The following is a 14,591-nucleotide window of genomic DNA, read 5'->3' on the forward strand; positions in this document are numbered from 1 at the left end:
TCCGTATGACTGACTTTGAAGTACGTATCGGCATCAACCCGCTCTCGTGGATGAACGACGACCTGCCCTCGCTTGGCGGCGAGACGCCGCTCGAGCTCGCGCTGACCGAAGGCCGCGAAATCGGCTACGACGGGTTTGAACTCGGCAACAAGTTTCCCCGCGAACCCCAGGCGCTGAAGACGCTGCTCGCGCAATACGATCTCGCGCTCGTCTCCGGCTGGTATTCGGGACGTCTGGCGAAACGCAGCGTCGCGGAAGAAATCGAATCCGTGGGTCCGCATCTCGACCTGCTCGCGAAAAACGGTGCGACGGTCATGGTGTACGGCGAAGTCGCGGATTCGATCCAGGGCGCGCCGCAACCGCTCTATCAACGGCCGCGCTTTTTCTCCGACGCGCAGTGGGAACAGTACGCCGCGCGCCTCGATGAATTCGCGCGTTACACGCTAAGCCGCGGCGTGCGGGTTGCGTATCACCATCACATGGGCGCGTACGTCGAAACGCCTTCGGACGTCGACCGCCTGATGTCGCTCACGAGCGACGCCGTCGGTCTGCTCTTTGACGCCGGACACATCACGTTCGCGGGCGGTGATCCGGTCGAGATGCTCGACAAACACATCGCGCGCGTATGCCACGTTCATTGCAAGGACGTGCGGCCCGCCGTCATCAAGCTCGCGCGCAACCGCAACTGGAGCTTCCTCGACGCCGTGATCAACGGCGCGTTCACCGTGCCGGGCGACGGCACCGTCGATTTCGCGTCGATCATCGGCCGTCTGAAACAGCACGGATATCGTGGATGGCTCGTGGTCGAAGCCGAACAGGATCCGGTGATCGCGGCTTCGTACAAGTATGCGCAGAAGGGTTACCAGACGTTGCGATCGCTTGTCGACGCGCCGCTGGCCCCAACCAGGGAGGCAGCATGAGTCTGCTCGTCAAGGCACAGCGCGATGGCCAGACAATCGCGCGCGTGACACCGCAGTCCGCCGCGTGGCGATACGTCGGGTTCGCCGCGTACCGGATGGACGCGGAAGAAATCATCTACGTGCACGAAACTGTGCGCGAATCGTGCATCGTCGTGCTGACGGGCACGGTCGATATCGAAACCGCCGACACGAAATGGACGAGCCTCGGTTCGCGCGACAGCGTCTTCGAAGATGCCGCGCCCTACGCCGTCTACATTCCGCCCGGCGTGCGCACGACGATTCGCGCGACGCGGCACGCGGAGATCGGCATTGCCAGCGCGCCGGCCACCGGCACGCTGCCGGCCCGCCTGATCGAGCCTTCGCAGATGAAGCGCTCGACGCGTGGCAAAGGTCAGAATACCCGTTACGTCTGCGACATTCTTCCGCAGACCGAAGCGGCGGAATCGCTGCTGGTGGTCGAGGTTCGCACGCCCGGCGGCCATGCGTCGAGCTATCCGCCGCACAAGCACGACACGGATAACGTGCCGCTGGAAAGCTCGCTCGAGGAGACGTACTACCACCGCCTGAATCCGCCGCAAGGCTTCGCGTTCCAGCGCGTGTACACCGATTCGCGCGATATCGACGAATCGCTCGCGGTCGAGAATCACGATGTAGTGATGGTGCCGCGCGGCTATCACCCGGTCGTGGTGCCGTATGGGTACGACTCGTATTATCTGAACGTGATGGCCGGCAAGCAGCGCGTGTGGCACTTTAAAAACGATCCGGCGCATGAGTGGATCGTGGAACGTGACGCAAAGGCCTGAATCGTTACAGCGGGCGGATTACGTGTGCTTCCTGGCCAACGCCGAGCCATTCGTGCATCACGTGATCCTGCTCGCGAAACGCTTCAAACGTACCGTCAAAGACGATCTCGCCGTGGCCCATTACGGCGATCCGGCTCGCGATGTCATGTGCGATGACGAGCCGCTGCTCGATCAGCAGCACCGCCATGCCGCGCTCGCGAAGCTGCGCGAGACAACCGCTGACCTGCGCGACGAGCCGGGCGGCAAGCCCTTCGGCCGGCTCGTCGATGACGAGCAGATCGGGGCCGCCGAGAAGTGCTCGCGCAAGTGTCAGCATTTGCTGCTCGCCGCCGGAGAGTGCGCCGGCACGGGTCGCCCGTCGTTCGTGAAGGATCGGAAAAAGCGCGTACGCGTCATCGAGCGTGAAGCGCGGTTGCGCGCCTTTCGCTCGACGCGGCGCCACGCCGAGTTCGAGATTCTCACGCACCGTCAAAGCCGGAAAGACATCGCGATGTTCGGGAACGTAGCCTATGCCGAGCCGCGCGATCTCGAAGGTGCGCCGCCCCGCGAGCGGCTGGCCGGCGAACTGCATGCGGCCCTTCGTGCGCACGAGACCCATGATCGCTTTCGCGAGCGTCGAGCGACCGGAGCCGTTGCGCCCCACAAGCGCGACGACCTCGCCCGCCTCGATACGCAGATCGACGCCGAAGAGCGCCTGGCTCGCGCCGTACCACGCACACAGGCCATCGATGTCGAGCAAGGTGGTCATCGGACGGGATCCTCACCGAGGTAGGCCGCGCGAACGTTTCTGTCCGCGCGGATGGCTTCCGGTGTACCCGTCGCGATCACGCGCCCCTGCACGAGTACGGAGACGCGGTCGGCGAGGCTGAAGACCGCGTCCATATCGTGTTCGATCATCAGCAGCGTGCGGCCCCGGGTTGCTTCGCGGATCAGTTCGATGGCGCGCGCGGCTTCGGCGCGATTCATGCCGGCTGTCGGCTCGTCGAGCAGCAGTACGGGCGCGCCGCCCGCGAGCGCGATGCCCAGGTCAAGCGCGCGCTGTTCGGCGTAGCTGAGTGTGCCCGCAAGCACATGCCGGCGCGGCGCGAGACCCACGGCGTCGAGCACGCGGTCGACGCGCGCGTCGACCGCACGGGCATGCAGCCACCGATGCCACCAGTGCACGCCATCGCCGTTCGCCGCGAGCACGGCGCAGCGCAGGTTGTCGAGCACCGTCAGGCGGCCGAAGACGCTCGTCGTCTGGAAGCTGCGCGCGACACCGCCACGGCTGATCGCGGCTGGCGTCGATCGCGTCGTATCGACGCCGTTGATTTCGATGCGCCCCGCACTCACCCGGCCGGCGCCGGCGATCAGGTTGAAGAGCGTCGATTTGCCCGCGCCGTTCGGGCCGATCAGCGCGTGCCGCTCGCCGGCCGCGATGCTCAGATCGACGCCACGAAGTATCGCGGTCCCGTCGACGCTTTTCTCGACGCCCCGGAGGACGAGCGCGGGCGCGCCGGGTTTGATCGCGGATGGCGTGCTGACGGTAGCTGTTGAACGGGGTGTGATGATGTCCGCACCGGCCGCGGCAGGTGCAACGGTTGCCGCTTCGCCGCGAAGCCATTCGAGACGCGCCCATTCACGTTGTGCACGACGTCGTATCAACCAGCCAGCGAACGCCAGCACGACAATCGCCGCGCAGATCGCGGCAATCCGCGCGGTCGTATCGATTGCAAGCGAACCAAAAAGCACGACGTGTCCGCCCATTTCATCCGCCGACTGCATCGCATACGCGTACTGCACCGCCAGCACGACGGCGAGTATCCAGGCCAGACCAGCGCAGGCATCGGACAACGCGGCGCCCGAACATGCGCGCCATCCGTGCCGGCGTAATCGCGTAACGGCACGCGCCAGCAGCCCGGCGACACCATCCGGCGAATGCACGACGATCACAATGAACAACAGCCCCAGGTAAAACAGCCACGCACGTGTCACGCTCGCCACCGCGACGCTGAAAAACACCAGCACGACCGCGCCCGCGACCGGCCCAAAAAACGCACCGGTTCCACCAATCACGGTTGCGATCAGCACCGAGCCCGAGCGCAACATACCGACGCTTTCTGTCGACACCAGCTCGACGTTGATGAGCCCCAGCGTGCCCGCGACGCCCGCGAAGAACGACGCCAGCACGAACATCCGATACCGCACGCCCCGTGGATCGCAACCCGTCGACGCCGCGCGCACCGGATTGTCACGCACCGCATTCGCGAGCCGCACGAACGGCGTGCGCGACAGCGCCCACATCGCGAGCGTGGCGAGCAGGCACCAGCACGCGATCACCGCATACGCTTCGCGCGCCGGGCCAAACGTAAACGTCCCCCACGCGGGGCCGCCCGCGCGGTCGATCGACACACCCGCTTCACCGCCGAACCAGTCGGGCAACGACCACGCCGCAGCCGCCACGAGCTCCCCGATGCCAAGCGTGATCATCGCGAACGCAGTACCCGCGCGACGCGTCGCGACGAGGCCCGCGATCGCACCGGCAAGCGCGCCGCCCACGCCGCCTGCAAGCGGCAGCCACGGTAACGCGATGCCATACCGGTTAAAGAGATGCGCCGCGACGAGCGCGCCGAGCCCGGCAAACGCGGCGTGACCAAACGAAAGCAGGCCTGTCTCGCCGAGCAGCAGGTTCCAGGAGAGCGCGAGGACGATCATCGACGCGGTTTGCGCCAGATACGCGAGCATCCAGCTCTGCGACGACAGGCCCAGCGGCGCGACAAGCAGCGCGATCAACGCGAGCCACGACAGGCCGGTTCGCCACGCCGACGCATGCGCGTGCGATTCGCCACCGGCGCCTGCGCTGCCGGACAAGTGAGGAGCGCGATGCAAATCAGGCCTCGTCATCGCGCTGCCCGAAAAGACCACGCGGCCGCAGCGCGAGCATCGCGACGAGCAGCAGATACGGCACGAGCGGCGCAACCTGCGCGACGCTGAGCGATGCCCATTCCACTGGCAACGACTGCCCCGCCAGCGCGGCAAGCGAACCGAGCGAGATATCGCTAGCGACAGCGAACGTCTGCACGCACCCCACAACCAGCGAGGCCACGAGCGCGCCGCCAAGCGACCCGAGGCCACCAGTCACGACAACCACGAAGACGATCGAGCCGACCGAATCGGCCATCGCCGGCTCGATCACGAAGAGCGGCGCACCGATCACACCGGCAAGTGCGGCGAGTGCCGTGCCCGCCGCGAACACCAGCGTGAACACGCGCGGCACGTTGTGACCGAGCGCCTCGACGGCACTTGCATGCGTGAGCGCCGCGCGCACGATCAGGCCGGTTTTCGACGTGTGCAGCAGCAGATACAGCGCGGCGAGCATCGCGACCGAAGCCGCCATCATGAACGCGCGATAACGCGAAAAACCCGCGCCGAAGACCGTGAACAGCGGGCCGTCCAGCGCGTGCGGCACGGGCGCCGACAGCGCCGGCAAACCCCACACGAGCTTGACCGCTTCGCCGATCAGATACGCCGCGCCGAACGTGAGCAGTAGCTCGGCCAGGTGGCCATGCGGCCGCACGCGCCGCAACAACCAGCGCTCCATCGCCGCGCCGATGAGGCCGACGATCACCGGCGCGATCACGAGCGCACTCCAGAACCCCGCGTGCGCCGCGACCGAAAGCCCGACGTACGCGCCGAGCATGTAAAAGCTGGCGTGGGCGAAGTTGAGCACGCCGAGCATGCTGAAAATCAGCGTCAGCCCCGCCGACAGCATGAATAGCAGCAATCCGTAGCTGACGCCGTTCAGCAGATTGATGACTAGCGACTGCACCCGCTAGTCCGCCGCCACGACAAGCGGCGCGAGCGCCGCGTGCAGGACATCCGGCAGCGCGACCGGACGACGCGTCGCGCGATCGACGTACACATGCACGAAGTGCCCCTGTGCCGCCGCATGCGTCCCGCCCTCCCGGAAAAGGCCAACTTCGTAGCGCACGCTCGTCGAGCCCAGTCGCGCGACGCGCAGACCCGCCTCGACCCGCTCCGGGAACACGAACGGCTCGAAGTAGTTGCAGTGTGTTTCCACGACGAGCCCGATCGTCGCGCCGCGCTCGAAATCGAGCGCGCCGGCGCGGATCAGATACTCGTTCACCACCGTGTCGAAGTAGCTGTAATAGACCGTGTTATTGACGTGTCCGTAGACGTCGTTGTCCATCCAGCGCGTCGAGATCGGCAGAAAGTGGCGGTAAGCTTCGCGTGGCGTCGGAGTCGGTTTGCTCATCTTTTTATCGCGTCGTCAGGGGTCGCCATGGCGGCAGGATCAGAACGATTCGGTCAGCATGCGGCGATAGTCGTCCGCCGAGGCCTCGCGCGGATTCGTCTTGTGGCAATGATCGGCCAGCGCGCCCTTGATGACCTTGTCGAACACGCTTTCGTCGACGCCCATCTGTTTCAGCCCGGTCGGCAGCCCGAGCCGCGCCGTCATGTCGAACAGCGCCCCGGCAAGATCGGCGTTCTCCGGCAGGTTCATCACACGACGCATGCGCGCATAGCGATTGTTCGCCACCACCGTTTCAGCGGACGCGTTAAAACGCAGCACGGCCGGCAGCACGACGGCGTTCAGCGTGCCGTGATGCAGCGACGTACGCCCGTTCACCGCGATGCCGCCCAGCGGATGCGACAGCGAATGCACGCAGCCGAGTCCCTTCTGGAACGCCATCGCGCCCTGCATCGACGCGCTCATCATGTTCAGGCGCGCGTCCCGGTCGCTGCCGTCGTGCGTCGCGCGTTCGATATTGGCCCATGCACGTTCGAGCCCGTCGAGCGCGATGCCGTCCGCCGGTGGATTGAACGAAGGCGCGAGGAAGGTTTCGATGCAGTGGGCCACCGCGTCCATGCCGGTGGCGGCCGTCAGACCGGCAGGCAAGCCCAGCGTCAGACCCGGATCGCAGATCGCCGACTTCGGCAGCAGATGCCACGAGTGAAAGCCCAGCTTGCGGCCGTCGTTCAGGATCACGATCGCACCGCGCGCGACTTCGCTGCCGGTGCCCGACGTGGTCGGAATCGCGATTAGCGGCGCGGCGGCATCCGTGATCTTGCCGCTACCGCCTTCGATCGTTGCATACTGGGTCAGTGCACCCGGATGCGTCGCGGCAATCGCCACGCCCTTTGCCAGATCGATCGACGAACCGCCACCTACCGCAACCAGCCCGTCGCACCCTTCCTCGCGATACCGCACGGCGGCAGCGAGAACCATGGCCTCCGTCGGATTCGACGGCGTGTCGTCGAATACCGGTACGTCGGCGAGCTTCAGTGCATCGATCGCGCGCTGGGCGACGCCCGCCGCGACGACACCCTTATCGGTAATGACGAGCGGTCGCTTGATACCGACCCGCTCGCATTCGGCGGGCAGTTGCGCGAGCGCATCGTAACCAAGATGGATGTGCGTCAGATAGTAGATGTAGGCCATGTCGGTTCTGTCTCCTGGTGATGAACAAGTGTGGCGCGGGCTGCCGTGTGCCCACGCTCGTATGTTTCGCTGCCGTGTGCCGGGGTCATGCAGCCACTCTAACAACCCGGCGACGTGCTGACTATCGGCCGGATGGCCAGGTGTCCGGCCTGTTGAAAACGTGATCGAATGACTGCACGCAATCGCTCGCCAGCACGCTGCTCACTGTCCCGGCCGCTCGACGAATTCAAAAGGCAGGCCGCGCCGGCGCATCCATTCGCCGAGCGCCTGGCCGGTGCCCGCCCGCCACGGCCGCAGGTTCGCCGGTTCGACCAGCCGGTATTCGAGCAGTTCGGGCGAAAGCGTGACCGTGCCGTGCGCCTTCACGTGATAGGCAATGATCAGCTCGTTCTTGCGGATGAACTCGTAGACGCCAATCAGTTCGACCGATTCCGCGTGCAGCGCGGTTTCCTCGAGCACCTCGCGGGCGATGCCTTCCTCGGGTGTTTCGCCGTTTTCGAGAAACCCGGTGATCAGCGCGAACATGCCTTCGGGCCAGGCCGCGTTGCGCGCGAGCAGGATCTTGCCTTCGTATTCGACGATGGCCGCGACGACCGGCAGCGGATTGTTCCAGTGCACATAGCCGCAGGTTGCGTCGGGACAGACCTGGCGCACGCGGCCGCCTTCGTGGGCGGCGTCGCTGCGTTCGCTGAGCGGCGTCGCGCAACGTGGGCAGTATTGGTAGTCGGACATGCTCGTTGGAATTGAGGTGAATGAATGTCGGGAAAGGCTTCGGATCGTTTCACGTCGTGCGCGTCGCCGTGCGCCATGCGCTGGCGACGCTCGCTCTCATGCCGCGCACAGGTCGCGCACTTCGGCGGCAAACCGCTCGACGGTTTCGGGCTGTGTGTCCCACGCGCACATCAGCCGGCAACCGCCCGCGCCGATGAACTCGTAGAACTTCCAGCCTTTCGTCCGCATCGCTTTCGCCGCATGCGCGGGCAATTGCGCGAACACGGCGTTCGATTCGACCGGGAACATGATGCTCACACCGGGAATCGCTTCGAGACGCGTTTTCATGAGTTGCGCCATCGCGTTCGCGTGACGCGCGTTGCGCAGCCAGACGTCGTCGTCGAGCAGACCCAGCCACGGCGCCGAGATAAAGCGCATCTTCGACGCAAGCTGGCCCGCCTGTTTAAGGCGATACGCGAAATCGTCGGCCAGCGCGCGATCGAAGAACACGACCACTTCGCCCACCGGCAGGCCGTTCTTCGTGCCGCCAAAACACAGCACGTCGACGCCCGCGCGCCACGTGATCTCCGATGGATGCACGCCCAGCGTCGCGACCGCGTTGGCGAAGCGGGCGCCGTCCATGTGAACCTTCAGATGACGTCGTCTGGCAATCGCCGCGATCGCGCGCACTTCCTCGACGGTGTAGACGCTGCCGACTTCCGTCGACTGCGTGAGCGTCACCACCTTCGGCTTCGGATAGTGGATATCGGCCCGACGGGTCACGACGGCCTCGATGGCATCGGGCGTCAGCTTGCCGTGGGCGCCGGGCGCGGTCAGAAGCTTCGAGCCTCCGGAGAAAAATTCGGGGCCGCCGCATTCGTCGGTCTCGATGTGCGCGAGGTCGTGGCAGATCACCGAGTGATACGACTGACACAGCGATGCCAGCGCCAGCGAATTCGCCGCCGTGCCGTTAAAGACGAAGAACGCTTCGCAGTCGGTCTGAAACAGGTCGCGCAGGCGGTCGCACACGCGCTCGGTCCAGGAATCGTCGCCGTAAGCCGGCTCGTGACCGCTGTTGTTTGCTTCAACGAGCGCCGCGAGCGCCTCGGGGCAGATGCCGGCGTAATTGTCCGACGCAAAGTGTTGCATGGCGGGCGGCGCACCCTGTAGAAGGCACGCGAAAGTAACGGGAAGCGGACATTTTAGTGCGCCATCCCGTTATTGTCCGGTCGTTCGAATTTGCTGGAGGGTAATCGTAGGGTCGGGAAGCGCCGTGGGCGGCGCACGAGGCGCGAACGGACGTACGGCCCGAGCGGGCTATCGGTGCGAACGGCGATTCGAGACGCGGGTGACGATAAGGAGGCCGGCGGCGCCGAGCATCAGTGCGAACGCGGCCAGCCACAGCGCGGGCGAAAACGAGCCCGTATGAGCGGCGACCGGCGCGGCCACCAGCGGCCCCGCGATCTGGCCGATGCCATAGGCGGCCGTGGCGTAACCCATCAGTCCGGCTGCATGCTCCCCATGCAGTCGACGCGCTTCACGCATCGCGAAAAGCGTGATTGCCGTGAACGGCAACCCGATCAGCATGCTGCCGATCGAAAAACCCGCTGCGGTCGGCCAGACGATGCCCGACGCGATGCCTGCCGCCTGCAACACGTAAGCGCCCGCGAGGAGCATGCGATTGTCCCAGTGGAGCGGCAGACGCGCGGCAAGCAGCGCGCCTGCCATGAGCGCCACGCCGAACATCGGCCAGAACAGATCGGGCCAGGGCGAACCCGGTAACGCGGCGCGCGCGATCACCGGCAGGAACGTCGCGGTAATGATGTAGCCAAATCCCGGCACGCCGTACAACACGACGAGCCAGATCGCATCGGCGCGGTGAATGGTTCGATCGGGCCGGGCGTGATGTGTCGATGCGGAACTGCGCGCCGGTGGCGCGGTGCGGCCGGACGGTCGGGTGTGACTGCCGGGTCGATCGTGCCCGACGGCGACGGCTTCGGAATGCTCCGCTGCGACTGCCGGTGAAGCCGGAGCAACGCGTCGGGGCGCGGCCTCGAACACGTGCCACACGAGCGCCGCCAGGGCCGCCGAGATAAGCCCAAAGCCAATCCAGCCCAGTTTCGCACCGAGGCCGCCCGCGGCGCTCACGAGAAGCCCCGTGCCGACGATCCCGACCCCGGGGCCGGTGTAGATAACGCCGCTCCAGCGGTGCGCACCGAGTTCGGCGAGCCGGCGCAGGCCCCACTGCGATGCGAACACGAAGGCCCATGCGCTGATCGCTCCGCCCACGAAGCGCACCAGCGCCCAGATCCAGAACGCGTCGCTGACGCCCATGACGACGGTCAGCACGGCCGTGATGGCAAGGCCGGCGCGCACCATCCGGGCATGGTCGACCCGCAGCGCCGCGCAGGTAATCGCACCGATGAAATACCCCGCGTAGTTGAACGATGCGAGCCAGCCGCCGTGGCGAATATCAATCGAGCCGCTTTGCAGCATCAACGGCAACAGCGGCGTGAACGCGAAGCGCCCCACGCCCAGCGCGACCGCGAGCGCCACCATGCATCCGAGCGCGACGCGCCTTGCGTCGTGCGGGTGGGAGGAAGCAGCAGCAGTGGAAGTGGCGAGGGGTGTCATGGATGTCTTCGGGGATTCTCGGGGCCGGCGACACGTGCGCGCCGACCATCGCACGTTCAGATAGTAATCCGCACAGTTCATCACAAAAAATGAATTATCATGATTAAAAGCATCTCGGAGTGAGAACGATGGACCTGGCCGCCTTGAACATCTTTCGCGCGGTGGTGCGCGAAAACGGCGTGACGCGCGCTGCTGCAAAGCTGAACCGGGTGCAGTCGAACGTGACGACGCGCATCAAACAGCTTGAAGAGCAGCTGGGCACTGAACTCTTTATCCGCGACGGACGCCGACTCGTGCTGACGCCAGCTGGCGAGACGCTGCTGCCGTATGCCGAACGTCTGCTCGCGCTCGCCGACGAGGCGCGCCACGCGGTGCGCGAGAACCGGCCGAACGGCCGGCTGCGGCTCGGCACCATGGAAAGCGTCGCGGCGAGCCGGCTGCCGTCCCTGCTTGCCCGATATCACCAGCGCTGGCCCGACGTAGCACTGGAACTCGAAACCGGCACGACCGGACGGCTGATCGAACGGGTGCGCGACTTCGAAGTCGATGCCGCACTCGTTGCGACGCCGCTCGACCCGGACGCTTTGCGCGACGTTTTCGATTTTGTGCCGGTCTTTCGCGAAGAGCTCGTGATGCTGACGCCGCGCGGTCACCGGCCGATCCGCGATGCGCGCGATGTGGCACTGTCCACGCTCGTCGCGTTCGAGCGGGGTTGCGCGTATCGGAGCTATATCGAGAAGTGGTATCTGGCGTGCGATCTGCGGCCGGCGCGCATCCTGGAACTCGGTTCGTATCACGCGATGGTCGCGTGTGTCGCGGCCGGCGTGGGCGTCTCGATCGCGCCGCGCTCGGTGCTGGGTCTGCAGCAGAACGTGGACGATATCGCCGTTCATCCGCTCGGCGAACTCGATGCGATCGATACGCTTCTGGTCTGGAGGCGCGGTCACTTTTCGGCAGCGCTGAACGCATTGCGCGAGCAGTTGCTGGCGGGGAGCAATCTGTCGGCAAGTTCGGAGCAACCGGAGAGGATTGCGCAACCGGCGGTGTGATTCTTCTGGCCGCCCCAAAACGCAGAAAGCCGCGAGTTCGAAGCTCGCGGCTTTCTGTTTTCATGCTTTCTGCTGGATCTTTGGCGAAGCGGCCGGCTCAACCCTTTCGACAATCGAAACCGGTGCCGCTTATCGCATATCGCGCGCCCGTGGTTACAGTTGCGCCTCGACCCAGCCCTTCACGCCTGCCAGCGCTGCCTGCAGGTTCGCCGGTTCCGTGCCGCCGGCCTGCGCCATATCGGGACGGCCGCCGCCCTTGCCGCCCACCTGCTGCGCGACGAAGTTCACGAGTTCGCCCGCCTTGACCTTCCGGCTGGCCTCAGCGGTTACGCCCGCGATCAGGCTCACCTTGCTGCCTTCGACGGAGGCCAGCACGATCGCCGCGTTCTTCAGCTTGTCCTTCAGCTTGTCGACGGTTTCACGCAGCGTCTTGACGTCCGCGCCTTCGAGCGTCGCGGCCAGCACGTGCACACCCGCGACTTCGATCGCCTGACCCGCGAGCTCGTCGCCCTGGCTCGAAGCAAGCTTGGACTTCAGCGCGCCGAGTTCCTTCTCCAGCGATTTGACCTGCTCCTGGACCTGAGCGATACGCTGCGTGAGTTCCGCCGGTTGCGCCTTCAAGGCGGCTGCGGCCGCGTTGATACGGGCGTCGAGTTCCTGCACGAAACGCACCGCGTTATCCCCGGTAATGGCTTCCACACGACGGATACCCGCGGCCACGCCGCCTTCTGTCACGATCTTGAAGAAACCGATATCGCCGGTGCGATGCACGTGCGTACCGCCGCACAGCTCACGCGAGAAGCCGAGATCGAGCACACGCACTTCGTCGCCATACTTTTCACCGAAGAGCGCCATTGCACCGCCCTTCACCGCTTCGTCGAACGGCATCACGCGCACGATGCCCGGCGCGTTCGCCAGCACCTCGGCGTTCACGATTGACTCGACCTGGCGAATCTGTTCGTCCGTCATCGGCGCGTTGTGCGCGAAGTCGAAACGTGTCTTTTCAGCGTCGACGAGCGAGCCCTTCTGCTGGACGTGCGAGCCCAGCACTTCGCGCAGCGCCTTGTGCATCAGGTGGGTGGCCGAGTGATTGCGCTCCGTGCGTGCGCGACGCACGGCATCGATCTCCGCCTTCACCACGTCGCCGACCTTCAGCGTGCCCTGTTCCAGGGTGCCGTGATGGCCCACCACGTCGGCCTGTACCTTCAACGTATCCACAACGGCGAAGCGCACGCTCGCGTTGGCGAGCAGACCCTGATCGCCAACCTGCCCGCCCGACTCCGCATAGAACGGTGTGTGGTCGAGCACGACGACAGCCTGCTGGCCCTTCGCTACTTCCTTGACGGACGCGCCGTCGACGTACAGCGCAATGATCTTCGCGTCGTCGAAGACGATTTCCTCGTAGCCATGGAACGTGGTTTTCGCGCCCGAATATTCGAGACCCTGCGCCATCTTGAACTTGCCGGCCGCACGCGCCTGTTCGCGCTGACGGGCCATGGCCTCGTCGAATGCGGACTCGTCGACCGTGACCTCGCGTTCGCGGCAGACGTCCGCCGTCAGATCCAGCGGGAAGCCGTACGTGTCGTGCAGTTTGAACGCGAGCTCGCCGTCGAGCGTCTTGCCGCCCTTCGTATCGAGATCGGCCAGCGCGCTTTCGAGGATCGACATGCCGTGCTCGATCGTTTCGAAGAAGCGTTCCTCTTCCTGGCGCAGCACGTCGGTGACGCGCTGTTCCGCTTCCTTCAGTTCCGGATACGCGGCGCCCATCTGCGCGACGAGATCCGCCACCAGACGGTGGAAGAACGAACCCTTGCGGCCCAGCTTGTAGCCGTGACGGATCGCGCGGCGCACGATCCGGCGCAGCACATAGCCACGGCCCTCATTACCGGGAATCACGCCATCGACGATCAGGAACGAGCACGCGCGGATGTGATCGGCGATCACCTTCAGCGAATTGTTCGTGAGATCGGTGACGCCTGTCTCGCGGCCCGCTGCCGTGATCAGCGCCTGGAACAGGTCGATCTCGTAGTTGCTGTGCACATGCTGCAGCACGGCGGCGATACGCTCGAGGCCCATGCCGGTATCGACGCACTGCTTGGGCAGCGGCGTCATGTTGCCCTGCGCGTCGCGATTGAACTGCATGAACACGAGATTCCAGATCTCGATGTAACGGTCGCCATCTTCCTCTGGAGACCCCGGCGGGCCGCCCCAGATGTCCGGGCCATGGTCGTAGAAGATTTCCGAACACGGGCCGCACGGACCGGTATCGGCCATCTGCCAGAAGTTGTCCGACGCGTAACGTGCGCCCTTGTTGTCGCCGATGCGGATGATGCGCTCGACCGGCACGCCGACTTCCTTCGCCCAGATGTCGTGCGCTTCGTCGTCTTCGTGATAGACCGTGACCCACAGCTTGTCTTTCGGCAGCCCGTAGACGCCCGTCAGCAGTTCCCACGCGTAGTGGATCGCGTCGCGCTTGAAATAGTCGCCGAACGAGAAGTTGCCGAGCATTTCGAAGAACGTGTGGTGCCGCGCGGTATAGCCGACGTTTTCCAGATCGTTGTGCTTGCCGCCCGCACGCACGCTGCGCTGCGCAGTCGTGGCGCGCGAATACGGACGCGATTCGGCGCCGAGGAACACGTCCTTGAACTGCACCATGCCCGAGTTGGTGAAGAGCAGTGTCGGATCGTTGCCGGGCACGAGGCTCGACGAACGGACAATCGTGTGGCCCTTCGATTCGAAGAACTTGAGGAATTTCTCGCGGATTTCGGAGGCTTTCATGGCGTGCGGGGGACGGTCCTGACTGTTTCGGCTGCACCCGGAGATGCGCCAACTGATTGTTTCCTGAGCCGCTGATTATACGGGATCGGCGAGCACGGAGAGCGGCATGAGGCGGCCAGGACACAACGTTAGCCATCCGGCCATGTTTTTCCCGCTGAGGGGCGTGGGATGGGGCTTCGCGGCCTCAGATCCGTCCTATGCCATCCGGCCGATGGGTCTCCTGACGGGAATCGCTTAAGATTCTGGACATCGT

Annotated in this window: 12 protein-coding genes; 3 read left to right on the forward strand and 9 right to left on the reverse strand. The window is 65.2% G+C overall.

From position 1 onward, the window contains the following. The first annotated feature begins 5 nt into the window (after nt 1-5). Both iolE and iolB read left to right on the forward strand, forming a co-directional pair. Nucleotides 6-920 carry a myo-inosose-2 dehydratase gene (gene iolE, locus LPA34_RS04545; RefSeq protein WP_228975398.1) on the forward strand — a complete coding sequence of 305 codons (915 nt, stop codon included), beginning with the start codon at nt 6-8 and terminating at the stop codon, nt 918-920. Then, entirely contained in the window at nt 917-1,723 is an 807-nt protein-coding gene (iolB, locus tag LPA34_RS04550; RefSeq protein ID WP_228975400.1) for a 5-deoxy-glucuronate isomerase, read from the forward strand. The genes iolE and iolB overlap by 4 nt, the downstream gene beginning before the upstream one ends. Before the next feature lie 4 nt (nt 1,724-1,727). On the opposite strand, the gene LPA34_RS04555 is transcribed toward iolB, so the two are convergent. The 8 genes from LPA34_RS04555 to LPA34_RS04590 form a co-directional block, all read right to left on the reverse strand. Continuing rightward, the gene (locus LPA34_RS04555; protein WP_228975402.1) at nt 1,728-2,471 is read right to left on the reverse strand and encodes an ABC transporter ATP-binding protein; all 744 of its coding nucleotides are present in this window, start codon (nt 2,469-2,471) and stop codon (nt 1,728-1,730) included. Then, the gene (locus tag LPA34_RS04560; RefSeq protein ID WP_411178792.1) at nt 2,468-4,573 is read right to left on the reverse strand and encodes a branched-chain amino acid ABC transporter ATP-binding protein/permease; all 2,106 of its coding nucleotides are present in this window, start codon (nt 4,571-4,573) and stop codon (nt 2,468-2,470) included. Before LPA34_RS04560 ends, LPA34_RS04555 begins: the two co-directional genes overlap by 4 nt. Nucleotides 4,574-4,592: 19 nt before the next feature. After that, entirely contained in the window at nt 4,593-5,531 is a 939-nt protein-coding gene (locus LPA34_RS04565) for a branched-chain amino acid ABC transporter permease (RefSeq protein ID WP_228975405.1), read from the reverse strand. A gap of 3 nt (nt 5,532-5,534) precedes the next feature. Then, entirely contained in the window at nt 5,535-5,978 is a 444-nt protein-coding gene (locus LPA34_RS04570; protein WP_228975406.1) for an acyl-CoA thioesterase, read from the reverse strand. A gap of 39 nt (nt 5,979-6,017) precedes the next feature. Beyond that, nucleotides 6,018-7,166: an iron-containing alcohol dehydrogenase gene (locus LPA34_RS04575; RefSeq protein ID WP_228975408.1), complete on the reverse strand. Its 1,149-nt coding sequence runs from the start codon at nt 7,164-7,166 to the stop codon at nt 6,018-6,020. Between the two features lie 201 nt (nt 7,167-7,367). Continuing rightward, nucleotides 7,368-7,898: an NUDIX domain-containing protein gene (locus LPA34_RS04580; protein WP_228975410.1), complete on the reverse strand. Its 531-nt coding sequence runs from the start codon at nt 7,896-7,898 to the stop codon at nt 7,368-7,370. A 96-nt stretch (nt 7,899-7,994) separates the two neighbouring features. Next, nucleotides 7,995-9,026 (reverse strand): threonine aldolase family protein, encoded by a 1,032-nt coding sequence (locus LPA34_RS04585; protein ID WP_228975412.1) that lies wholly within the window; start codon nt 9,024-9,026, stop codon nt 7,995-7,997. Between the two features lie 168 nt (nt 9,027-9,194). Further along, nucleotides 9,195-10,511, reverse strand: a complete 1,317-nt coding sequence (locus tag LPA34_RS04590) for a YbfB/YjiJ family MFS transporter (RefSeq protein WP_228975414.1) — start codon at nt 10,509-10,511, stop codon at nt 9,195-9,197. 128 nt (nt 10,512-10,639) lie between these two features. Between LPA34_RS04590 and LPA34_RS04595 the strand changes: the two genes are divergently transcribed. Further along, nucleotides 10,640-11,560, forward strand: coding sequence for a LysR family transcriptional regulator (locus LPA34_RS04595; RefSeq protein ID WP_228975416.1), 921 nt, complete (start codon nt 10,640-10,642; stop codon nt 11,558-11,560). A gap of 153 nt (nt 11,561-11,713) precedes the next feature. On the opposite strand, the gene alaS is transcribed toward LPA34_RS04595, so the two are convergent. Beyond that, a complete protein-coding gene (gene alaS, locus LPA34_RS04600) occupies nt 11,714-14,338 on the reverse strand; it encodes an alanine--tRNA ligase (RefSeq protein WP_228975418.1) in 2,625 nt (874 codons plus the stop codon). Nucleotides 14,339-14,591 lie beyond the last annotated feature (253 nt).

The organism is Paraburkholderia gardini, assembly GCF_907164575.1.
Classification (GTDB): Bacteria; Pseudomonadota; Gammaproteobacteria; order Burkholderiales; family Burkholderiaceae; genus Paraburkholderia; species Paraburkholderia gardini.